The following is a 21,212-nucleotide window of genomic DNA, read 5'->3' on the forward strand; positions in this document are numbered from 1 at the left end:
ATCAGATATAGAAATCAAGTTCTTCCAGATTCTTGAGCAGATCTCGCATGCGATGGGGATCGTCGCCCTTGAAGTACACCAGGCCCCAGTGGGTGCCAAAGGCGGTGCGTTTGGTCACCGTCTCCTGGAGCGGCGGGGTCAATTCGTGGGACTCGAAATAGGGGTCGTCCTCGACCTCTTCGGGAATCTCCAGCCGGCTGACGACCCGCAGCCGCGGGTATACGCCGAAGCAGCCGGCGTAGCCGTCGGCGCCGACCACTTCCTCGGGGAAGAAGGCCTTGACCTCCTCGGCAGTGGTCTTGGGGTCGAAGACCAGCATGCTGGCCTGATAGGCATTGAAGCCATAGACCCGTTCGAGCAGCTCGAAGACCTTGAATCCCGGTGGGCGATAGGCGACTTCACCGAAGTACATCTCGCCGTCGCTGGTCACGAAATATTCGGGATGGATCAGGCCGAACTCGATGTCGAAGGCCTTGATCAGCTTCTCGATCTGGGCGGTGATCTGAGGGCGGTACTTCTCGAGTTCGGGCGAGGCGGGCACGAACACGGAGTAGCCCAGGGTGACGTACTCGGAAATGTTGAGGAAGGCGATCTTGCCGTCGTGGATCCAGGCTTCCACGGCGAACTCCCAGCCGTCCAGGTGCGACTCCATCAGCACCGGGAATTCCTCGTCGGGGATGGTATCCACCTCGTCCGGAGTGCGGATCACCCGGTGCCCCAGGCAGCCGGCCTTGTCGAAGGCCTTGAGGTGGATGGGATCGTTGGGATCGCCGTCGAGCTTGAGCAGGGTCTGGTTGACGCGTTTAAGGAAACGGATGACGTCGTCCTTGTCATGGGCTTCCTCGAAGATTCCGACGCGGATGCCTCCCAGCTGTGCGCGTCGCTTCATCAGCGCCTTGTCGCGCAGCAGCAGCGACTGGCCATAGAGCCGGGGGCTGTCGAGCAGAACCGAATTAATGGCCCCGGCCCATTCAACGGTTTCCTCGAACAGCGGGATGGACACATTGACGCCCATCTCCTTGAGCGTCTCGGCGATCTCCATGGAGCGGTCGTTGAGTCGCTCGAAATTCCATGAAATGTATGGAATATCATGCTGTTGGCAGTATTCTTCTGCCCAGTCAGGGGCCACCACCACGTACCGTCGGTCAAAATTCTCGGCGGCTTCGATGGCATTCAGGCTCCAGCCCAGCAGGGCGATATAGCCCTTGTTCGGATCCTTCTTCATGAGATACCTCCAGGGTCGACAAGGGAAAACGCCCGTCGGCACATCGAGGCCACGAGCGAATGCATGTCTTTACCATAGCAGGTGGCCGCGAGCCGCCTTCCCGCACCAGTCAACGCCTTGTGTCGACGACAATCCATCCTTGCCGAGCGGAGGGTCACTTGGTATAGTGCGCAGCGTTCGGCAAGTGCCTGATCCCGCTCAGAGAACTGCCTAACCAAAATGGCACGCCAAGTGCCCGTTATGGTGGCCCCTTAGGTCCTCCCGCAACGCTAAGTCGCAAACCCCGCCAGGCCCGGAAGGGAGCAACGGTAGTGATGGACGCGTGTGCCGGGATGTGGCTTTTGGGGCCGCCTCCATTTCAGGGCCCGGACATCATCGATGGTCAGCTCGACGACCGCCGAAGACGTTGCGCTTCCTATCCTCTCGCGTGTTCCACCCCCGCGTGATGGTGTTTCCCGGCAATACCTTCCAGTGAATACCGGCGTGCGGTGAGTTGCCTGCTGTTGCCGTTCCTGATGTAAGCCTTCCAAATGACTCGAGCCTTCCTTTTCGGCTCCGTTTGTCTCGCTGTGATGTCAAGCCGAGCCGCGTTGTGCTCCCGCCTTCGCCCCTTGTTTGCAGAATCTGTCTGAGTATCGGTGCCGCCCCGACGCTTGTCTGCGATGTCAGCACGGCGCAGGTGTCCGGTTTCGATAGTCGCATGTCCGGATGAAACGACTTGGCATTGCTGGCCACGGCGGCTGAATTCGCGCCGGTCATCCGGCGACTACATTGCTTTTTCATAATGTATGATTTTTTTCATGCTTCCACGGCGTTCCATTGCAGGGGCGGAATCGCGACGTCATCGGAATATCGTGGGGGCCAGGATGCCTCGTCTCAGGCTGCAGGTAACAGAGGTAGCAAGGGGCTCCATCATTCGGCTGTGTAATGGGGGCAGGGTAGTTTGCCGTGGGGTCTCGTGAGGCCGTTTCCGTGACTTCACGCTGTCCGAGACATAACAACGCATACGACAACATATACAACGATATATACAACAACAGATGCAGCAACAGGGGGGAGAGGACATGTCAGCTCATCAGCCGACATATCATCCCGGCGTGCTCGACACGCCAGCGAATTATAGCGTTCTCGAACAGCTGGCCAGAACCTGGGTCAATCACAACCCGGATAACAATCGTACGGGGTGGGGGTTGCACACCACTTGCCTGCCTTCCCCCGGTACCAACTCAGAAACCATTCCCGGAAAGTTTCACTTTCTCTGTCAGGATTACCAGGAAGAACTGAGCTTTACGCTGGTGCCCGGTGGCGTTCGCAACCGCGGTGGCGCCAACGAGCAGTTCAGTGGTGTGGTCGAGTACAGCCAGAGTATTCAGGATCTCGCGGGGAACGGGCTCCATGAAGAGAACGGCATGTATCTGTGGCTGGATACCCTATATAATCATCCCGCCGACGATCAATCCATCATGACCGACATCGGTTATCCCGAACTATCCGCGGGCGCTGGCTCCGACGGGCCGGTGTATGTGCCTCCCTATTCGATCTCTCGCAGTGGCACGATTCCCCACGGTAGCACCGTGCTGTTACTCGGCAAGTACTCGCAGGGTTCGGGCAGGCCGAAATTCCCCCATGGAACCGCTGCCTAGGATCCTGCTCACCTGGCCATTTCATCGAGCATGGGCCTGGCCGGTACCGTCCCGGCTTGACGCTGTTCTCCATTGCTTTCCTGCCCATAGCGGTTTCGTGACCCGGGCCGCTGGCCCGGGTTGGTGGCCGTGGGCGACGCCTTGGCCACTTTCGACCCACTGACCTCCTCGGGGATTTCCAATGCGCTGGGCGATGGCCTGGCCGCGGCGCCGGTCATCGCCGCCTGGCTCGACGACAACGGTCTGGAAGCGGCCCGGCAGTGTGCGCAGCGCGCGAACCTGGGCATCGGTCGTTTTCTCCAGGAGTGGCAGGACCCGTATCGGCGGGAGCAGCGTTGGTCGGACCATCCCTTCTGGTCTCGACGTCATGACGTCATGCCTGTCGACAAGGCAATGTGACGCCTGGCCCGGTGCCCGCCTGTACCTTCACTCGTTTCCATTTCATTTATCAAGCGCCGGCTGAGCTCGACTGTCTGATGCCGGGGCTTGACGAGGTCTGAGGTGCGAGGCAGGCGCCGGCGATGGCATGCGTCCGGTGCGGTATCGAGCATGGCGGGAGCGCGCTTGCAGCCCGCCACGGGCCGCGTCATAGTCGTGCCCGAGGCGTCGAGAGCGTGGGATGTCGTTCCCGTCCGACGTCGTCTCGCCGAAGCGTTTCCCATCCTGGAGGCTGTGATGAACGCACAACGAATTCTCGCTCAACTGATGCAGCAAGCCGGTGCTGGACGCCGCGGCGGCGTTGACGTCCAAGGCCTGGTAGACGGCCTGACGTCGCGGGTCTCAGGGGATGGCGCGTCCGGCCAGTCGTCGCGCCGTTCCGGTGGAGGACTCAACAGTGCCCTGGGCGGCGGTGCGCTCGGCCTGCTGCTCGGCTCCAAGCGGGGCCGTAAGCTGGGCGGCAAGGCACTCAAGTACGGTGCCATCGCCGGTGTCGGGATGCTGGCCTGGAAGGCCTGGCAAGGCTCGCGAGGTGGTGCCTCGGGGGATGCGGCCGCGGAGGGCGCTCCCCTCGAGGACCTGCAGGGCGAGGCCGGCGAGCAGCGCAGCCTGGCCTTGCTGCAGGCAATGATCATGGCGGCCCGGGCCGATGGCCACATCGACGAACGCGAGCGGGCACTGATCACTGAGCAGATCGACGCCATTGGCGCCGACGACGAGCTGCATGCCTGGATGGAGCGCCAGCTGTCGGCGCCCCTGGATGCCCTGGCCCTATCGCGGCAGGCCGATTCGCCCCAGGCGGCCCGGGAGATGTATCTGACCAGCGTGGCGGTGATCGACGAGGAGAACCCCATGGAGCGCGCCTGGCTCGACCAGCTCGCTTCGGGGCTGGGGCTGGACGAGAACGTGAAGCGCTCCCTCGAGCGCGAGGCCGAGGCGGCCGCCAGGTCCGATGCCTGAGTCGCATGCATGATGACAAGGAACCCAAGATCCGATGTTGACCTTCCACAGTGATGACACTGGCCGCCGTCGCGCCCGCACAGAGCTCGACGAGGGCCGCTTGGTAACCCCCTACGAGTGCCCGGAACGCGTCGAGCTGGTGCTGAGGCGGGTGCACGAGGTGTCGCTAGGCGAAGTGCGTGCTCCCGAGACCTTCGGCCTAGAGCCCGTGCTGGCGGTGCATGACTCCGGTTACGTGGACTTCATTGCCCGCTGCTGGGACGACTGGTGTGCCGCCGGCCACGGCGGCGAAGCCATCCCGACGATCTGGCCGACCCGCGCCATGCGTGACGACATCATTCCCGAGCATATCGATGGCCGGCTCGGCTACTACGCTCTGGCCGCCGAGACCTCGATCTGCGAGGGCACCTTCGAGGCCGCCATGGCCAGCAAGGACATCGCGCTGTCCGCCGTGCGTCATACCCTGTCAAGCGGCGAGCCCTGCTTCGGGCTGTGCCGGCCGCCGGGACATCACGCCGCCACCGACCAGTTCGGCGGCTACTGCTTCTTCAACAATGCCGCCATCGCCGCCCAGCATGCCCTGGATCGCGGCGTCGGGCGGGTGGCGGTGCTGGACGTCGACTTCCATCACGGCAACGGCACCCAGCAGATCTTCTATGAGCGCGATGATGTGCTGTTCGCCTCGCTGCACGGCGATCCGCGCACCTGCTTCCCCTATTTTTTGGGCCACGCCGACGAGACCGGCCGTGAGCGAGGGGAGGGCTTCAACCTCAACTATCCGATGGCACCGGGGACCGACTTCGCGGCCTGGTCCCTGGCCCTCGGCGACGCCCTCGAGCGCATCCGCGACGCCGGCTGCGAGTTGCTGGTGGTATCGCTCGGCGTCGACGCCTTCGAACACGATCCCATCAGCGCCTTCAAGCTGACCAGCGACGACTTCACGGCCCTCGGCCGGCGCCTCGCCGACCTGGGCCTGCCAACGACTTTCCTGCTCGAGGGCGGCTACGCGGTGGAGGAGATCGGTATCAACGCCGTGAACGTGCTGACCGGCTTCGAGGCCGCCCGTTAATACGCCCATCACAAGGAGTGATCCATGGCACGCATCTATGACGACAATTCCCAGTCGATCGGCAACACCCCCTTGGTCCGGCTCAACCGGGTCAGCGAGGGGGCGACGATCTGGGCCAAGATCGAGGGCCGCAACCCGGCTTACTCGGTGAAGTGCCGCATCGGCGCGGCGATGATCTGGGACGCCGAGGAGCGCGGCGTGCTCAAGCCGGGCATGACCATCGTCGAGCCCACCAGCGGCAACACCGGCATCGCCCTGGCCTTCGTCGCCGCGGCCCGCGGCTACCCGCTGGTGCTGACCATGCCGTCCTCCATGAGCCTGGAGCGACGCAAGGTACTCAAGGCGCTGGGTGCCGAGCTGGTGCTCACCGAGCCGGCCAAGGGCATGGCCGGGGCCATCGCCAAGGCCAGGGAGCTGGCCGATGCCGAGCCGGACAAGTACTTCCTGCCCCAGCAGTTCGAGAATCCGGCCAATCCGCGCATCCACGAGACCACCACCGGCCCCGAGATCTGGAACGATACCGATGGTGAAGTGGACGTCTTCGTCGCTGGCGTGGGCACCGGCGGTACCCTGACCGGCGTTTCGCGCTATATCAAGGAGACTCAGGGCAAGGCGATCACCAGCGTGGCCGTGGAGCCGGTCGATTCGCCGGTGATCACCCAGACGCGGGACGGCCAGGATCCGACGCCCGCGCCGCACAAGATCCAGGGCATCGGCGCCGGTTTCGTGCCCACCAACCTCGACATGTCGCTGGTCGACCGGGTCGAGACCGTCGGCAACGACGAGGCCATGGAGATGGCGCACCGGCTGATGCAGGAGGAGGGGATCCTGTGCGGTATCTCCTGCGGTGCGGCTGTGGTCGCCGCGCTGCGCGTGGCTCGGGATCCGGCCTATCAAGGCAAAAACATCGTCGTGGTGCTGCCCGACAGCGCCGAACGCTACCTGTCCTCGGCGCTGTTCGCCGGCCGCTTCGGCGAGCTGGAGACCGAGCAGTAAGCCTCATCCCGAGTCCCTGTCCCGGCGGTCGCCCGTCCGCCGGGGCCAGTTTCTCGCACGCTCTGTCGCCTCGCTGGGCTATCTACGCCTTCGGCGGCGGCAGGCTGGGCACCAGGTCGACCACTCCAAAGGTCTCCACTCCGATCCACACCAGGAAACCGGCGTAGAGCGCCAGCAGGATCGCGCATTCGGGCTTGGTCAGCACCATGCCGGTGCGCATCATCAGAAACAGCGCCACGGTGGCGGCGGTGAGCACCGCCATCATCGGTGCGGCGATCGAGAAGTTGACCATCGCCGTGCCCGCGATCAGCACCCCTGCCGGAATGCACACCAGCAGATCGAAGGTGTTGCTGCCCAGTACGTTGGCGATGCTGGTCACGCCGCGGCCCTGGCGGGCGGCGCGGATCGACACGAAGGCATCCGGGATCGAGGTGCCGGCGGCGACCACGGTGATGCCCCACAGGAAGCTCGGGGTGTCGAAGATCTCGCCGAAGTGGATCGCCGCCTGTACCAGCCCCTCCACGCCGAGCACGATTACCCCGAGCGACAGCGCCAGCCGAGCCCATTCGCGACCCGGGCGCACGTCGCCGGCGTCGACCTCGCCCTGGTGGTCGAGGGTGTCCTGATACTGCACGAACAGATAGAGCCCGTAGAGCGCTACCGGCATCAGCGCCAGGCCGCGGGTCAGCTCGCCGCTGATGGCGCCGCCCGAGGTCTCGACGGGGTGATAGATGGCGGCGAAGGCGAAGGTCAGGGTCAGCACCGCGACGGCGATCATGTAGAACTGGGCTTCCTTGTAGACCAGATCGCGGTTGGCCTTCAACGGGTGGCGGCTGGCCAGACCCGACACCGCGGGAATCACCAGGATATTGAACAGCGCCGAGCCGACGATGGCGGCCACGCCCAGCTCGAACTCGCCGTGGATCAGGGTCGAGATCACTGTGGTGGAGAGTTCCGGAAAGCTCGAGCCGATGGCCACCACGATGGCACCCTGAACGATGTCCGGCAGTTGATAGTAGGCCGCCAGTCGCTCGCTGCTGGTTTCCAGCAGGCCGCTGCCGCGCCAGACGATGACGGTGGCCACTACGGCCACGAGGCTCCAGAGCAGGATGGGAGGCATGACGGTCGTCCCTTCCGTGAATGACGTGCCAAGCCTACCAGCCTTGCTCGCTTACGGCTGATGCATATTTACTGTTGCTGATATTGATGTCGTCGTCGCCGACGGGCAGGATGGCGCCTTTCCGACATGGAGAGTCGCATGCAACGTCTTGTCTTGGCTGCATTTCTGACATTGGTTCCGACTGTTTTTCCAGGCCTGGCCGGGGCCGCGGTGATCGGCAGCTGGAATCTCGAGCATCTGGGCTGGAACAACGACAAGCGCCTCGACCTGGTGGCTCGGGTGGCTGGGCGCTTTGATCTGCTGGCGGTGCAGGAGCTGATGGACGGCGAGGCGCTGACGCAGCTGGAACGCGAGCTCGAGGCCGTCTCCGGCGAGGACTGGTCGTCGATGGCCAGCCACGCGGTGGGGCGCAGCAGCTACCAGGAGCACTACGGATTCCTGTGGCGCGAATCGCGCGTCGAATCGCTCGGCGGCGGGGCGGTGTATATCGATCGCGGCGACGTCTTCGCCCGCGAGCCCTTCTCGGCGACATTTCGCGACCTGGACAGCGGCGACACCTTCGTCACTGCCACGGTGCATGTGGTCTACGGCGACGGCCTCGATGACCGCCGGCCTGAGGTCGAGGCGCTGGCCGACTACTGGCAATGGCTCGACGAGGCCTATCCCGACACGCCAAGGATGCTGATGGGTGACTTCAACATGGCGCCGGATGATCCCGCCTGGGCGCCGCTCAGGGCGCTCGGCGCGGTGCCCGCCCTGAGCGATCAGGCCACCACGCTTGGCCATGCGCCAGGCCGCTATGCCAGCCCCTACGACAACATCTGGTATCGCCCGGATCGCCTGAGCCCGTCGATGCTGGGGATGCTTCGCTATCCGGCACTGGCCGGGCTATCTCATGACGAGGCCCGCGAGCGAGTCTCTGACCATGCCCCGGTCTACCTGGCACTGCACCAGGGCGAGCTTGAGTTCCTGCCGCCCGGCGCCGGTGTGGTCGCAGGTGCCGGCGGCGCCTCTCTCGGTTCCACGGCCGGCTGCATCGACCTCAACGCCAGTTCCCGTGCCGAGCTGGAGGTCTTGCCGCATATCGGGCCGGCCCGCGCCGCGGCCATCGTGGCCGGCAGACCCTGGGCGGGCAGCGGCGAGCTCACTCGCATCGACGGCATCGCCGCCGGCCGTCTCGCCGACATCCGCGACAGCGGCCGGCTGTGCAGCGGCTGAGGCTCAGGGCTATGCTTTGCGCCCGGGCCGCCACCCGGTAGAATGTAGCCATCTCTTTCTAGCCCGTCGGTGGGCGAGCCCGGTACCGGCGGGGCTTTCGTGTTCGGCTGCCAGCCAGCCCAGCCGCAAGGATTCCGAGCTGCATGAGCTATCAGGTTCTGGCCCGCAAGTGGCGGCCGCGTACCTTCCATGAACTGGTCGGCCAGGAGCATGTCCAGCGCGCGCTGGTCAACGCCCTGGATCAGGGCCGGCTGCACCACGCCTACCTGTTCACCGGCACCCGAGGGGTCGGTAAGACCACCCTGGCGCGGATACTGGCCAAGTGCCTGAACTGCACCGCAGGCGGGCGGGGCGACGAGGGCGTGACCTCGACCCCCTGTGGCCAGTGCCCGAGCTGCGAGGCCATCGACCAGGGCCGCTTCGTCGATCTGATCGAAGTCGACGCCGCCTCGCGCACCAAGGTCGAGGACACCCGCGAGCTGCTCGACAACGTCCAGTACGCGCCGACCCAGGGGCGCTACAAGGTGTACCTCATCGACGAGGTGCACATGCTCTCCACCAGCAGCTTCAATGCGCTGCTCAAGACGCTGGAAGAGCCGCCGCCCCATGTGAAGTTCCTGCTGGCCACCACCGACCCGCAGAAGCTGCCGCCCACGGTGCTGTCGCGCTGCCTGCAGTTCACGCTCAAGCACATGCCCCCCGAGCGCATCGTCGGCCATCTCTCCCAGGTGCTCGAGGCAGAGGGCGTTTCCTTCGAGGAGAGCGCGCTGTGGCTGCTGGGCAAGGCCGCCGAGGGCTCGATGCGTGACGCCATGAGCCTGACCGACCAGGCGATCGCCTTCGGCCAGGGCGCGGTGCGCCACGCCGACGTGGCGGCCATGCTCGGCACCCTCGACCATCGCCACGTGCTGGCGCTGCTCGAGGCGCTGGCCGAGGTCGATGCCGCTCGGGTGCTGGCCGAGGTCGCCGCCCTGGCCGAGCAGGGCCCGGACTTCGCCGGGGTGCTCGACGACGTGACCGGCGTGCTGCACCGCCTGGCGGTAGCGCAGATGGTGCCGGACGCCCTGGACAACGGCCACGGTGACCGCGAGACGCTGCTGGCGCTGGCGGCGCGCTTCACCGCCGAGGACATCCAGCTCTACTACCAGATCGGCATCCAGGGCCGTGGCGACATGGCCCATGCGCCGGACCTGCGTACCGCCCTGGAAATGACCCTGCTGCGCATGCTGGCCTTCCGGCCCCAGGGTGTGCCCAAGCCGGCCCAGACGCCGCTGCCGATGCGCGGCGATGGCGGAACCCCGGCACCGGGCAACGATCAGGCGGGCGGCAACGTCGGTCAGGCGCCGGGCGCCGCAGCGGCCGGGGGCGAAGCGCCCCGACAGCCCGCCGCCGCGCCTGCGGAGCCGGCCACGCCGACTGATCGGTCTCCGTCCCGTCCCGCGCCTGAACCGCCTCCAGCGTCTGAAACGGCCCCAGCGCCTGAGCCCGAGGCGGCCCCGGAGCCTGCCGCTGTCGACAGGGCCGAACAGCCTGAGCCGACGCTGCAGGCCGAGCCGATCCCGGAACCGCCGCCCTGGATCGAGGACGAGCCGTCTCGGCCGGTATTGCCCGTATCCGAGGCTTCCTCGCCCCAGGCCGAGGTCCCGGCAGCGGCGTCGCCTGAGCCCACCATGCCGGAAACGCCAGCTCCCGCGCTCGAGACGGAGTCTCCCCCCGCGGCTGCGGTCGAACCGGCCCCAGCGTCTCAGCCAGCAACCGAGCCCGCCGAGTCGCCGGACGCTGCTGACACGGCCGAAGCCGCAGCGGGCGAGCTGAGTCACTCCATCTGGCTGGAGCGCTTCGATTCGCTGGGCCTGTCCGGGCTGACGCGCAACCTCGCCGCCCATTGCGTGGTCGAAGCCGACGACGGCATGGCGCTGGCTCTTCGGCTCGATCCGTCCCAGGCGGCCATGCAGGCCGAGGTCCACGTCGAGCGCATTCGCCAGGCGTTGGCTGCTGCCGGGTTCGAGCGGCGCTTGACCATCGCCGATGGGCCGCTGCCTACGGACATCGAGACGCCGCGCCAGCGCGCCGATCGGCTGGCCGCCGAGCGACATGCCGAGGCGGTGGCCGCACTGCAGGCCGATCCTCAGGTGCAGAAGATCCAGCAGGCCTTCGGCGCCAGGCTGATCGAGACCACGGTGAAGCCCGCCGAGGCGGCGGAGCGTCGCTGAAACGACCCGAACAGACAACGGCCGCCGCGGCGGCCGAGCGGAACATCCAATCGAGAGGACGTCACCATGATGAAGGGTGGAATGGGCAACCTGATGAAGCAGGCCCAGGAGATGCAGGAGAAAATGCAGAAGGCCCAGGAGGAGGTCGCCAAGGCCGAGGTGCATGGCGAAGCCGGGGCCGGCATGATCAAGATCACCATGAACGGCCGCCACGACGTGCTCAAGGTCGACATCGACCCGAGCGTCATGGAAGAGGACAAGGAGCTGCTGGAAGACTTGCTGGCCGCCGCGGTCAATGATGCCGTGCGCAAGGTCGAGGCCAACTCCAAGCAGCTCATGGAAGATGCCACTTCCGGCCTGAATCTGCCGCCCGGGTTCAAGATGCCTTTCTGAGGCATCTCGTTCACGATACGAGGGATGAGCGCTATGCCTTCGCATGACGCTCATCCCGCCGCATGACGAAAGTTGAGTCCTGACCACCGATGAGCTTTTCCCCCCTGGTCGAACGGCTGATGGAGGCCTTCCGGGTGCTGCCCGGCGTCGGCCCCAAGACCGCCCAGCGCATGGCCATGCACCTGCTCGAGCGTGATCGTGATGGCGGCCGGCGCCTGGTGGAGTCGCTCGGTCTGGCCCTCGAGGCGGTCGGCTACTGCCAGCGCTGTCGCACCCTCACCGAGGAAGAGCTGTGCGGCATCTGTGCCAGCCCCAGGCGCGACGATGGCGTGCTGTGCGTGGTGGAATCTCCCGCCGACCAGATCGCCATCGAAGAGGCCGGCGGCTTCCGCGGCCGCTACTTCGTGCTGCACGGCCATCTCTCGCCGCTGGACGGCATCGGGCCCGAGGACATCGGCCTTGACCAGCTGGAGGCGCGAGTCGCCGAGGCCGGTGTCGAGGAGGTGATCCTGGCCACCAACCCCACGGTCGAGGGTGAGGCCACGGCTCACTACATCGCGTCCCAGCTGTCGCCGCTGGGCGTCAAGCTCTCGCGTCTCGCCTATGGTGTGCCCATGGGCGGCGAACTCGAATACGTCGACGGCGGCACTCTGAGCCGGGCCTTCAACGGCCGGCTGCCCTTCCAGGGCGAGTGATCGCTCTCCCATCCCTGCCATGTCGGATGACCCATGTCCCTGACTCCCGAGATCCGCTGGATCGATACCCCCGAGGCCCTGGATGCCGCCTGCGCCGAGGTGGCGGGGGCCGACGTCCTCGCTCTGGATACCGAGTTCTTTCGCGAACGCACCTTTCACCCGGTGCCGGCGCTGATCCAGTTCTGTGCCGGTGGGCCGGCCTTCCTGGTCGACCCGCTGGAGGTCGAGTGCACCGCGAGCTTTCGCCGCCTGCTCTCCGAGGGACCGCTGAAGCTGTTGCACGCTTCCAGTGAGGACCTGGAAGTATTTGCCCACTGGGCCGGCGCGCCGGTAGCGCCGTTGGTGGACACCCAGATCGCCCAGGCCTTGCTCGGCGAGGTTCCGTCCATGGGCTACCAGAAGCTGGTCGAGCACTGGGTGGGCGAGACCCTACCCAAGGACGAGACTCGTTCGAACTGGTTGGAGCGTCCGCTCTCCGAGGCCCAGAAGTCCTACGCGGCGCTGGACGTGGTTTACCTGCTTGACGTCTGGACCGGCCAGCGTGAATCCCTGGAACGCCACGGGCGCCTGGCCTGGCTGGAAGAGGATTGCGCGGCGCTGGTGGATCAGGCGACCCGCAGCGACGAGGCCGATGGCCAGTGGTACCTGCGCCAGCGCAACCTGTGGCGGCTGGGGCCTCGGCAGATCGAGGCCTACCGGCGGATGACCATCTGGCGTGAGGGCGAGGTGCGCCGCCGCGACCTCCCGCGTAGCTGGCTGGTCAGCGACAAGCTGCTGTTCGCCATTGCCGAGCGACTGCCGGAGAATCGCTATGAGCTGGCCTCGGTCGACGGTATCAAGCCACCACTGGTCAAGCGCGAGGGCGATGCCCTGCTGGCGCTGGTCAAGGAGGCGCGCCACGCCGATGAGGCCGATCTGGCGCCGGCGCCGCTGTCGCCGCTGTCGCCGGCCTTCAAGCGCTGCCTGAAGGCGATGAAAAAAGTCGTGGGCGCCGAGGCAGAATCTTTGGGGGTGGCGCCGGAGGTGCTGATGCGACGCCGTGACCTCGAGGCCCTGGCCAGCGCCCGGCTGCGCGGGCGGCCACTGCCGCTGCCGGTCGGTTGGCGCGGCGAGCGCCTGGCCGCGACACTGGAGCGTACCCTGAACGAGGTGGGAGAACCCGCATGACGACCCTGAACGGCAAGCTGTTGTGCGAGGTCTTCAAGAGCCCGCGCAAGGAAGAGATGTACCTCTACGTGGACAAGCGTCGCGGTCTCGTAGACGTGCCTGAGGCGCTGCTCGAGCGCTTCGGTGAGCCGGTCTCGGCGATGACGCTGATTCTGTCGCCGGACAAGCCGCTGGCCCGAACCCGCGGCGCCGAGGTGATGGCCGCCATCGCGGAGAAGGGCTTCTATTTGCAGATGCCGCCGGCCAAGGAAGCGTATCTGCTGGATCTTTACCGGACGCCCACGGAAGCAAAATACTAGGCTGCGGGCTGCGGGCTGCGGGCTGCGGGCTGCGGGCTGCGGGCTGCGGGCTGCGGGCTGCGGGCTGCGGGCTGCGGGCTGCGGGCTGCGGGCTGCGGGCTGCGGGCTTGCGATGAATCGCTCGCTGCCCGGGGCTCGCTGCTCGCGGCTTGTTTGCCACTAACCGATCGACGACGGTGACGATGAGAGAACGTTTCTGGGAGCGCTTCCCGCTGGAGGAGCTGACCAATGAGGAGTGGGAGGCGCTGTGCGACGGCTGTGGTCAGTGCTGCCTGCTCAAGTTCCAGGACGACGAAGGTGACCTGGCGGTGCTCAACGTGGCCTGCGAGCTGCTCGACATCCAGGGTTGTCGTTGCAGCGATTACGCTCATCGCTTCGAAAAGGTGCCGGACTGCCAGCAGCTCACCGTCGAACGCATCGAGGAGTTCCGCTGGCTGCCCAGGTCCTGCGCCTACCGGCGTCTGGCCGAGGGGCGCAAGCTTGCCGGCTGGCATCCGCTGATCTCCGGTGACCCCGAGCGGGTGCATCGCAAGGGCATCAGCGTGCGCAGTTTCGCGGTGTCCCAGTCCGAGGTCCCCGAGGAAGAGCTCGAGGACCATATCATCGCGATTCTTCCGATCGATGGGTAAATGAGAAAGGCGGCCTCTTGGCCGCCTTCTTCGTGGTGACGCCTGGTGTGCACGTCGCTCAGGCTTCCCGCGTTTCCAGCCCCAGCGCCCACAGGATGAAGGCATCCTGGCGGGCGTTGTCGTGCCAGCCCTTGAAGCGCCCCGAGGCGCCGCCGTGGCCGGCTTCAAGGTCGGTTCGCAGCAGTGTGGGATGGTCGTGCGAGGACAGCCCGCTGCCCTCGGCCAGCTCGGTGAGGCGGGCATACAGCTTGGCCGGCTCCCAGTAGGGCACCCGGGTGTCGTGCCAGCTGCCTTGCAGGAACACCGGCGGCCAGGGGCGCTCAGGGAGGTTGTCGAGCGGCGAGTAGTCGCGTATGCGGCGCCGCGCGGCTGGCTCGCGTGGGTCGCCCCACTCGCTGTACTCGGCGGTGGTCAGCGGCAGATCGGGGTTCTCCATGGTGCGCAGCACGTCGACGAAGGGCACGTCGAGTACCGCGGCGCAAAAGCCTTCCGGCGCCAGGTTGAGGCTGGCTCCCACCAGTAGCCCGCCGGCGCTGGCGCCATAGGCGACAAGGCGTTCATCGTCGCTGAACCCCTGCTCGACCAGGGCGTCGCGGGCGGCCAGGAAGTCCTGGAAGCTGTTGGCCTTGTGCTCGAGCTTGCCAGCCAGGTACCAGGGCTCCCCACGGTCGCCGCCGCCGCGCACGTGGGCCACCGCGAAGGCGGCGCCCCGCGCTAGCAGTTCCAGGCGGGCCACCGAGAACCAGGGGTCGAGCACCTCACCGTAGGCGCCGTAGCCGTAGAGCAGGGTGGGCAGCGGATGACCGCTCAGGTCGGCGCGCATCACCACCGAGACCGGGATGCGCTCGCCGTCGTGGGAGGTGGCCCACAGTCGCTCGCAGACCAACTGGTCGGGCGTGAGGTCGCCATGCACCGGCTGCTGCTTGAGGCGTCGCCGGCGTCCGCTGTCCAGGTCCAGCTCGGTCCAGGTCACCGGCAGGGTGAAGGACTCCTCGCGCAGTCGCAGGCACCGCTCGGCGAAGTGCGGCGCGTCGGCAAGCGACAGGCTGCAGGGCGTCTCGGGTAGCGTCAGCCGCTCATTGCGACGCAGTATGTGGCGCTCATCGAGCTCGAGTACCCTCAGATGCACCTGGGCCTGGTGATGGTCGCGCTCGGTGGCCACCAGGCCCCAGGCGAAGGCATCGATGCCTTCGAGGGTGGTGTCTTCGCGGTGTTCGATCAGCCGTTCGGGCTTGCCCTGAGGGGCGGCCTCGTCGACCCGGTCGAGGCAGAAATGGGGCGCCTCGCGGTTGTGCAGCACGTAGAAATGGCCGGGTCGGTGATCCACGCCGTACTCCACGCCGCGCTCGCGAGGTTGGAACAGCGTGGGCGTCGTCGTCGGTGCGGCTGCCGGAACCAGGTGGACCTCGCTGGTGTCCTTGGAGGCGGACTCCAGCATCAGCCACTCGCGGGAGCGTGTCTTGCCAAGCCCCAGCCAGAATTCCGGGTCGTCCTCGCGCAGCATCAGCGCCGGCTCGTCCGCCGTGGGTGTCGCGCCGAGTCGAAGCGGCAATCGCCAGATGCTGTCGGGCCGTTGGGTGGCATCATAGCGGGTGAACAGCAGGGTGGCGCCGTCCTCTGCCCAGCATAGCTCGGGACCGATCTCCTCCAGCAGGGCCAGCGGCTCGCCGTCGGGCAGTCGTTTGAGCCATAGGGTATAGGTCTCGTCGCCACGCGTGTCTTCACTCCAGGCCAGCCAGCCTTCGTCCGGTGATAGCGACATGTCGCCGACCTCGAAGAAGGCATGGTCGGCGGCGCGGCGCTGCAGGTCGAAGAACGGCTCGCCTCGCTCGGGTTGGCCGTTGAGATGGCGCCACCAGACCGGATGATCGGCGTCTACCGCGGTTTCGCTCCACACCGTGTAGTGGTCGAGCGCCGTGGGCAGACCATGAACGGCCAGCTCGCGACGGGCCAGGTGGCCGTGATAGAGGCGTTCGGTGAGATCGTCCAGTGGTGCGAACCAGGCCCGGGATTGGTCGTTGGCGGCCTCGAGGAAGGCCGTCACCTGCGGATCGTCGCGCTGTTCCAGCCAGTGCCAGTCGGGGTCTTCGGGACGCCGGAATCCGGCGATCGGGGAGGAGGCGAAGGAGGCCGTTGGCTGGCGGGGATCACGTGGCGGCTGTGCTTTCATGGTGCGGGATGTACCATACTCGAAGTGAATTCAACAGGGTGCGTCTTTCGACGCCGCAAATGACGAGGTACCGATGCTGCTTTCGGATTCAATGTCTCTACTATGGCTGAGCTATGCCGTGCTGTCGCTGGTGGTGCTCGGCACCGGCTATCTGGGTCTGGCGTTCCTGCCGCGCCTGCCGCGTCTGGTGATTACCTGGGCGGTGGCTGGCGTAATGTGGGTGCCGGCCAGTTTTCAGCTGCCGTTGATGGAAGAGGGGGAAGTCTACAGGGGTTTGGCTCCGGCCGTGGTGGTCAGCGGGCTGGCCTTCCTCGAAGGGGACTCCGGGGCCATGCTCCCGGCGCTGCTGCTGGTCGTGGTGTCAGCGGGCCTGGGTGCCCTGGTCGGCCTGTTGCTGTGGCGTCGCGGCCGGCGTGGAGCGGCGGCCGAGGCCACCGAGGATCAGGGGCGTCAGAGAGAACGCCGCCAGGATGGCGGCGCACAACGACAGGAGCCGGTGATCGGCTAAGGATGCGCGATGCGTAGCGGAGGTTGGCGCGGTCGTTGGGGTAGCCACTCGTGGTGGCTGCTGATGCTGTGGTTGGCCGGCGTGGCGCTGATGGCGGCTGCACCGCCGGCGTCGGCGCGACCGGACGTGCGGGTCGTCGTCGACGTTTCCGGTAGCATGAAGGCCCATGATCCCGATCGCCTGGCGGCGAGTGCCATGGGGCTTCTGGTCTCGCTGCTGCCGGAGGGAGCCAGCGCCGGGGTCTGGACCTTCGGTGAACGGATCGACAATCCGCTGCCGCTGGGGCGCGTTGAGTCCGCCTGGCGCGAGCGCGCCCTGGGCCTTCCCCCGGCGTTGCGCGACTATCAGCAGTACACCGACATCGAGGCCGCGCTGCGCCGGGCCAGTGAGGCCGAGGCCAATGGCGGTCGGCACTTGATACTGATGACCGATGGGGTCATCGATCTGCCGCCCGCCCGTGGCGCCAAGCCTGCCATCGACCGGGACTCGCGGCGTCGCCTGATGGAGGAGCTGGCGCCGACGCTCGCCGACCAGGGGGTGGCGGTGCACGCCATCGCCTTCTCCGACGAGGCCGATCTGGCGCTGGTCGAGCGGCTGGCCCAGAACACCGGCGGATTGGCTTCCCGGGTGGATTCACCCGAGGGGCTACTTGGGGCTTTTCTCGATATCTTCGAGCGTATCTTTCCGGCCGACCGTCTGCCCCTCGACGACGAAGGCCGCTTCATCGTTGACGAAGGGGTGGATAGCCTCTCGGCGCTGGTCTTCCACGAGCCCGACGCCCCTCCGCTGACCCTGGTCGCCCCGGATGGTACCCGCTACCAGGCCGAGACGGCTCCGGAAGGAGCGAACTGGCAAGTGGAGCCCCGTTTTGATCTGATCCGTCTGCCGGAGCCCCAGGCGGGCGAGTGGCGTCTCGAAGGGGCGGTGGGTGAACGCAGCCGCATCAGCGTCAGCGGCGCCTGGCATCTGCGCACCTCGCCGCTGCCCGCCACGCTGTACCGTGGTTTCCCGGTGCCGGTCGAGGCTTGGCTGGAGGCGGAATCGGACGCGGTCGACCTGCCCGGGAATCTCACCTTCGAGGTGGCCCTGGAGGGTGCGGACGGCGAAGAGCAGTCGTTGGTGACCCTGGACGCCGAGGCAGACGGACGCTACATGGGCGAGTTACCGCCGCCGGATTTGACCGGCAATGCACGGCTGGTGGTGCGGGCCTCCGGCGAGGGATTCACACGCCAGCGCAGTCAGGCGGTCAATGTCCTGCCGGCGATTGGTGCCGTGCATGATCCGGCGGCGGAGCGGGTGGTGCTGGCCGCCGAACACCCGCGCCTGACCCGTGGCAATACTCGCATCCGCGGCGATTTGCGGGGTGAGTCGCTCACCGCCGAGGCGGTCGGTGAGGCACGCTGGACCCTGTCACTGCCGGCGCTGGATCCCGAGCTGCGCCAGCCGCTCGCGCTGATCGCGACCATCACCCTGGATGGTCAGACTCGCGAACTGAATCTGCCGCGGCTGATGCTCAATCCCGATGCGCGGATCGGCATCGCCGGCACCGAGGCCGGTCCGACGCTTGCCGCCGAACGCTTCGCCGGTCCCGATGACCCGGCTGCACCCGATGCGTCGTCGAGCCTCGCCGACCGCTTCGTCGAGGGCGTCAACGCGGTGCCAGCCAAGCTTCGCCTGGCCTGGCAGGCCGGCTGGCCGGGGCTGGTCGAGCGAGCCCGTGGCTGGGCGGCTGGCCCCTGGCTGTGGGGGCTCGCGGTGCTGGCGGGATGTCTGCTGCTGCTCGGGCTGCTGAGGCATCGGAGGCGCCGCTCAAAGGTCCATCATCACCGCGAGGACCCCTATGTGTGAGCTGCTGGGCATGAGCGCCAACGTGCCGACCGACATCTGCTTCAGCTTCACCGGTTTCCTGCATCGGGGCGGCGGCACGGGGCCGCACCGCGACGGCTGGGGCATCGCTTTCTACGAGGCCGGCGGCTATCGCGATTTCCGCGACCCTCACCCCTCGGTGGATTCGCCCATCGCCCGGCTGATTCGTGATTATCCGATCAAGTCGCATATCGTGATCAGCCACATCCGCCAGGCCAATGTCGGCCAGGTGCGGCTGACCAATACCCATCCCTTCACCCGGGAAATGTGGGGCCAGCCCTGGTGCTATGCCCACAACGGTCAGCTCGAGGGCTGGGAGGCTCTGCCGCTGTCCTTCTACCGGCCGGTGGGAGGTACCGACAGCGAGCATGCTTTCTGCTGGCTGATGGGCGAGCTGCGCGGCGCCTTTCCAGAGCCGCCGGCGGATCGCCGCCGGCTCTGGAGCCTACTGCATCGCCTCTGTGAACGGCTTCGCGGCCTCGGGGTCTTCAACCTGTTGCTGGCCGATGGCGAGTATCTCTACACCTATTGCACCACCAAGCTGGCGCATATCACCCGCCGGGCACCGTTCGGGCAGGCCAACCTTTCGGATGCCGAACTGGCGGTGAACTTCGCCGAGCACACCACGCCCGACGACGTGGTCTCGGTGATCGCCACCGAACCGCTGACAGACAACGAGGATTGGGTCCGCATGGTCCCCGGCGAGCTGCTGGTGTGGCGTGACGGCGAGATTTGCGGGAGCTATAAAACGTAAGTTTCAATCGGTCGTTTTACATTCGCAAAAAGGTTGGGATAGGGTAGAGCCAGAACAACAAGGAGCGACCCGGAACGCCCGGGGCGATCACAGCCTGGAGAATGCCATGAGCGAGCACGCCACTCCCTACGTCCTGCGCGGCCCCGAGCTCGAGGACAGCGACGCCTATGCCTCGGTGATGGAGGTCTTTCATGCCGCCATCGAGCGCTTCGCCGACAAGCCGGCCTTCACCTGCATGGGCCGGACCCTGAACTACGGAGAGCTTGACCGCCTGTCGGCCGATTTCGCCGCCTGGTTGCAGCACGAGACCGATCTGCAGCCCGGCGACCGCATCGCCATCCAGTTGCCCAATGTCCTGCAGTTCCCGGTAGCGGTGTTCGGCGCCCTGCGGGCCGGCCTGGTGGTCGTCAATACCAACCCGCTCTACACCGAGCGGGAAATGGCTCACCAGTTCAAGGATTCCGGCGCCAAGGCCATCGTCATCCTGGCCAACATGGCAGGCAAGCTCGAGAAAATCCTCGATGACACCGAGCTCTCGCACGTAGTGGTCACGGAGCTGGCCGACCTGCATGCCTTCCCCAAGCGGCCGTTGATCAATGCTGCGGTGAAATATCTCAAGAAGCTGGTGCCCTCTTATCGCCTGCCTGGTGCCTGGCGTTTCCGTGATACCTTGTCGCGGGGGGCGTTGCTTGAGCACCGTGAGATCGCACGCGCAGCCGACGATATCGCTGCCCTGCAGTACACCGGTGGTACTACCGGGCTAGCCAAGGGCACCATGCTGACCCACGGCAACCTGGTGGCCAACATGCTCCAGGCACGCCAGGCGATCGGGCAGGGGCTGGCGGAGGGTGGCGAGACCATCATCGCGCCGCTGCCCGTCTACCACATCTACACCTTCACCGTGAACTGCCTGTTCATGATGGAAACCGGCAATCACTCAGTGCTGATTCCCAATCCCCGAGATCTGGACGGTTTCATCAAGACCCTGAAATCGGTGCGTTTCACCGGTTTCGTGGGGCTCAATACCCTGTTCAATGCGCTATGCAACCGCGACGACTTCCGGGCGCTCGACTTCTCCGGCCTGCACCTGACCATCTCCGGCGGCATGGCGCTGACCCGGGCGGTGGCCAAGCGCTGGGAGGAGGTGACCGGCTGCCCGGTCGCCGAGGGCTACGGGCTTACCGAGACCTCGCCGATCGTCAGCTTCAACCCTGTCGATGCCATACGGCTCGGCACGATCGGCAAGCCGGTGGCCGGCACCGAGGTCAAGGCCGTGGACCTGGAAGGCAATGACCTGCTGGGCGGCGAGGCCGGCGAGCTCTGCGTCCGAGGCCCCCAGGTAATGAAAGGCTATTGGAACCGCGACGATGAGACCGCGCGTGCCATCGACGCCGATGGCTGGTTCCACACCGGCGACGTCGCGGTGTTCGAGGACGACGGCTATATCCGCATCGTCGATCGCAAGAAGGATATGATTCTGGTATCCGGCTTCAACGTGTACCCCAACGAGATCGAGGACGTCGTGGCTCACCATCCCGGCGTGGTGGAATCGGCCGCCGTCGGGGTGCCGGACGAGGCCTGTGGCGAGGCGATCAAGCTGTTCGTGGTGGCCAGGGATCCCGACCTGGATGCCGAGACCCTGCGTGCCTGGTGCAAGCGGGAATTGACCGGCTACAAGGTGCCACGCTACGTAGAGTTTCGTGACGAGCTGCCCAAGACCAATGTGGGCAAGGTACTGCGCCGTCAGCTACGAGATGAGGTAAAGGAAGAGGGCCAGGCGTCCTAGGCCGGCTCGGTTGCCCAAGGCGCGATCACGTTCAGGAAAGTGCCGCGCCGCCAGCGGCCCGTA

At 66.3% G+C, this 21,212-nt stretch carries 19 protein-coding genes and 1 other RNA gene; 17 read left to right on the forward strand and 3 right to left on the reverse strand.

All coding sequences use genetic code 11. The annotated features are described in order from the left end of the window. Position 1: 1 nt before the first annotated feature. Entirely contained in the window at positions 2 to 1,225 is a 1,224-nt protein-coding gene (locus ACGTN6_RS01075) for an ATP-grasp domain-containing protein (RefSeq protein ID WP_394589379.1), read from the reverse strand. A 250-nt stretch (positions 1,226 to 1,475) separates the two neighbouring features. Between ACGTN6_RS01075 and ffs the strand changes: the two genes are divergently transcribed. The 6 genes from ffs to cysK all read left to right on the forward strand — a co-directional run bounded on the left by ffs (position 1,476) and on the right by cysK (position 6,331). Further along, positions 1,476 to 1,572: signal recognition particle sRNA small type (gene ffs, locus ACGTN6_RS01080), an RNA gene on the forward strand. Between the two features lie 717 nt (positions 1,573 to 2,289). Then, entirely contained in the window at positions 2,290 to 2,868 is a 579-nt protein-coding gene (locus ACGTN6_RS01085; RefSeq protein WP_394589380.1) for a hypothetical protein, read from the forward strand. A gap of 141 nt (positions 2,869 to 3,009) precedes the next feature. After that, the gene (locus ACGTN6_RS01090) at positions 3,010 to 3,267 is read left to right on the forward strand and encodes a hypothetical protein (RefSeq protein WP_394589381.1); all 258 of its coding nucleotides are present in this window, start codon (positions 3,010 to 3,012) and stop codon (positions 3,265 to 3,267) included. 276 nt (positions 3,268 to 3,543) lie between these two features. Next, entirely contained in the window at positions 3,544 to 4,266 is a 723-nt protein-coding gene (locus ACGTN6_RS01095) for a tellurite resistance TerB family protein (RefSeq protein WP_394589382.1), read from the forward strand. Between the two features lie 34 nt (positions 4,267 to 4,300). Next, positions 4,301 to 5,335: a histone deacetylase family protein gene (locus tag ACGTN6_RS01100; protein ID WP_394589383.1), complete on the forward strand. Its 1,035-nt coding sequence runs from the start codon at positions 4,301 to 4,303 to the stop codon at positions 5,333 to 5,335. Between the two features lie 24 nt (positions 5,336 to 5,359). Further along, complete coding sequence (cysK, locus tag ACGTN6_RS01105) at positions 5,360 to 6,331, forward strand: cysteine synthase A (protein WP_394589384.1); 972 nt, start codon at positions 5,360 to 5,362, stop codon at positions 6,329 to 6,331. Positions 6,332 to 6,413: 82 nt separating this feature from the next. On the opposite strand, the gene ACGTN6_RS01110 is transcribed toward cysK, so the two are convergent. Continuing rightward, positions 6,414 to 7,451: a sodium:calcium antiporter gene (locus ACGTN6_RS01110; protein WP_394589385.1), complete on the reverse strand. Its 1,038-nt coding sequence runs from the start codon at positions 7,449 to 7,451 to the stop codon at positions 6,414 to 6,416. A gap of 138 nt (positions 7,452 to 7,589) precedes the next feature. Here ACGTN6_RS01110 and ACGTN6_RS01115 point away from each other — a divergent pair, with 138 nt between their 5' ends. The 7 genes from ACGTN6_RS01115 (at position 7,590) to ACGTN6_RS01145 (ending at position 14,065) form a co-directional block, all read left to right on the forward strand. Continuing rightward, positions 7,590 to 8,669, forward strand: coding sequence for an endonuclease/exonuclease/phosphatase family protein (locus ACGTN6_RS01115; RefSeq protein ID WP_394589386.1), 1,080 nt, complete (start codon positions 7,590 to 7,592; stop codon positions 8,667 to 8,669). A gap of 143 nt (positions 8,670 to 8,812) precedes the next feature. Then, positions 8,813 to 10,882 carry a DNA polymerase III subunit gamma/tau gene (dnaX, locus tag ACGTN6_RS01120; RefSeq protein ID WP_394589387.1) on the forward strand — a complete coding sequence of 690 codons (2,070 nt, stop codon included), beginning with the start codon at positions 8,813 to 8,815 and terminating at the stop codon, positions 10,880 to 10,882. Positions 10,883 to 10,948: 66 nt separating this feature from the next. Then, a complete protein-coding gene (locus ACGTN6_RS01125; protein WP_394589388.1) occupies positions 10,949 to 11,275 on the forward strand; it encodes a YbaB/EbfC family nucleoid-associated protein in 327 nt (108 codons plus the stop codon). 89 nt (positions 11,276 to 11,364) lie between these two features. Continuing rightward, positions 11,365 to 11,970: a recombination mediator RecR gene (gene recR, locus ACGTN6_RS01130; protein WP_394589389.1), complete on the forward strand. Its 606-nt coding sequence runs from the start codon at positions 11,365 to 11,367 to the stop codon at positions 11,968 to 11,970. A gap of 33 nt (positions 11,971 to 12,003) precedes the next feature. Beyond that, entirely contained in the window at positions 12,004 to 13,137 is a 1,134-nt protein-coding gene (gene rnd / locus ACGTN6_RS01135; RefSeq protein WP_394589390.1) for a ribonuclease D, read from the forward strand. Then, on the forward strand, positions 13,134 to 13,436 hold the full coding sequence (locus ACGTN6_RS01140) for a YcgL domain-containing protein (RefSeq protein WP_394589391.1): 303 nt from the start codon (positions 13,134 to 13,136) through the stop codon (positions 13,434 to 13,436). The genes rnd and ACGTN6_RS01140 overlap by 4 nt, the downstream gene beginning before the upstream one ends. A 182-nt stretch (positions 13,437 to 13,618) precedes the next feature. Then, positions 13,619 to 14,065, forward strand: coding sequence for a YcgN family cysteine cluster protein (locus ACGTN6_RS01145; RefSeq protein WP_183386583.1), 447 nt, complete (start codon positions 13,619 to 13,621; stop codon positions 14,063 to 14,065). A gap of 58 nt (positions 14,066 to 14,123) precedes the next feature. Here ACGTN6_RS01145 and ACGTN6_RS01150 read toward each other — a convergent pair whose 3' ends face one another. Continuing rightward, a complete protein-coding gene (locus ACGTN6_RS01150) occupies positions 14,124 to 16,235 on the reverse strand; it encodes a S9 family peptidase (RefSeq protein WP_394589392.1) in 2,112 nt (703 codons plus the stop codon). A gap of 91 nt (positions 16,236 to 16,326) precedes the next feature. Here ACGTN6_RS01150 and ACGTN6_RS01155 point away from each other — a divergent pair, with 91 nt between their 5' ends. The 4 genes from ACGTN6_RS01155 (at position 16,327) to ACGTN6_RS01170 (ending at position 21,149) form a co-directional block, all read left to right on the forward strand. Beyond that, entirely contained in the window at positions 16,327 to 16,743 is a 417-nt protein-coding gene (locus ACGTN6_RS01155) for a hypothetical protein (protein WP_394589393.1), read from the forward strand. 9 nt (positions 16,744 to 16,752) lie between these two features. Then, positions 16,753 to 18,591, forward strand: a complete 1,839-nt coding sequence (locus ACGTN6_RS01160; protein ID WP_394589394.1) for a vWA domain-containing protein — start codon at positions 16,753 to 16,755, stop codon at positions 18,589 to 18,591. Next, on the forward strand, positions 18,584 to 19,363 hold the full coding sequence (locus ACGTN6_RS01165; RefSeq protein ID WP_394589395.1) for a class II glutamine amidotransferase: 780 nt from the start codon (positions 18,584 to 18,586) through the stop codon (positions 19,361 to 19,363). Before ACGTN6_RS01160 ends, ACGTN6_RS01165 begins: the two co-directional genes overlap by 8 nt. A gap of 106 nt (positions 19,364 to 19,469) precedes the next feature. Then, a complete protein-coding gene (locus ACGTN6_RS01170) occupies positions 19,470 to 21,149 on the forward strand; it encodes an AMP-binding protein (protein WP_394589396.1) in 1,680 nt (559 codons plus the stop codon). The last annotated feature ends 63 nt before the right edge of the window (positions 21,150 to 21,212 follow it).

This window comes from Halomonas sp. B23F22_20 (genome assembly GCF_043496985.1).
Taxonomy (GTDB): domain Bacteria; phylum Pseudomonadota; class Gammaproteobacteria; order Pseudomonadales; family Halomonadaceae; genus Halomonas.

Bases quoted from the DNA above. Each gene is read 5' to 3' on its own strand.
- ACGTN6_RS01145 (WP_183386583.1), top strand. From the start codon at position 13,619: ATGAGAGAACGTTTCTGGGAGCGCTTCCCGCTGGAGGAGCTGACCAAT.
- ACGTN6_RS01075 (WP_394589379.1), bottom strand. From the start codon at position 1,225: ATGAAGAAGGATCCGAACAAGGGCTATATCGCCCTGCTGGGCTGGAGC.
- ACGTN6_RS01165 (WP_394589395.1), top strand. From the start codon at position 18,584: ATGTGTGAGCTGCTGGGCATGAGCGCCAACGTGCCGACCGACATCTGC.
- ACGTN6_RS01085 (WP_394589380.1), top strand. From the start codon at position 2,290: ATGTCAGCTCATCAGCCGACATATCATCCCGGCGTGCTCGACACGCCA.
- ACGTN6_RS01100 (WP_394589383.1), top strand. From the start codon at position 4,301: ATGTTGACCTTCCACAGTGATGACACTGGCCGCCGTCGCGCCCGCACA.
- recR (WP_394589389.1), top strand. From the start codon at position 11,365: ATGAGCTTTTCCCCCCTGGTCGAACGGCTGATGGAGGCCTTCCGGGTG.
- ACGTN6_RS01160 (WP_394589394.1), top strand. From the start codon at position 16,753: ATGCGTAGCGGAGGTTGGCGCGGTCGTTGGGGTAGCCACTCGTGGTGG.
- dnaX (WP_394589387.1), top strand. From the start codon at position 8,813: ATGAGCTATCAGGTTCTGGCCCGCAAGTGGCGGCCGCGTACCTTCCAT.
- ACGTN6_RS01170 (WP_394589396.1), top strand. From the start codon at position 19,470: ATGAGCGAGCACGCCACTCCCTACGTCCTGCGCGGCCCCGAGCTCGAG.
- rnd (WP_394589390.1), top strand. From the start codon at position 12,004: ATGTCCCTGACTCCCGAGATCCGCTGGATCGATACCCCCGAGGCCCTG.
- ACGTN6_RS01110 (WP_394589385.1), bottom strand. From the start codon at position 7,451: ATGCCTCCCATCCTGCTCTGGAGCCTCGTGGCCGTAGTGGCCACCGTC.
- cysK (WP_394589384.1), top strand. From the start codon at position 5,360: ATGGCACGCATCTATGACGACAATTCCCAGTCGATCGGCAACACCCCC.
- ACGTN6_RS01155 (WP_394589393.1), top strand. From the start codon at position 16,327: ATGTCTCTACTATGGCTGAGCTATGCCGTGCTGTCGCTGGTGGTGCTC.
- ACGTN6_RS01150 (WP_394589392.1), bottom strand. From the start codon at position 16,235: ATGAAAGCACAGCCGCCACGTGATCCCCGCCAGCCAACGGCCTCCTTC.
- ACGTN6_RS01125 (WP_394589388.1), top strand. From the start codon at position 10,949: ATGATGAAGGGTGGAATGGGCAACCTGATGAAGCAGGCCCAGGAGATG.
- ACGTN6_RS01140 (WP_394589391.1), top strand. From the start codon at position 13,134: ATGACGACCCTGAACGGCAAGCTGTTGTGCGAGGTCTTCAAGAGCCCG.
- ACGTN6_RS01095 (WP_394589382.1), top strand. From the start codon at position 3,544: ATGAACGCACAACGAATTCTCGCTCAACTGATGCAGCAAGCCGGTGCT.
- ACGTN6_RS01115 (WP_394589386.1), top strand. From the start codon at position 7,590: ATGCAACGTCTTGTCTTGGCTGCATTTCTGACATTGGTTCCGACTGTT.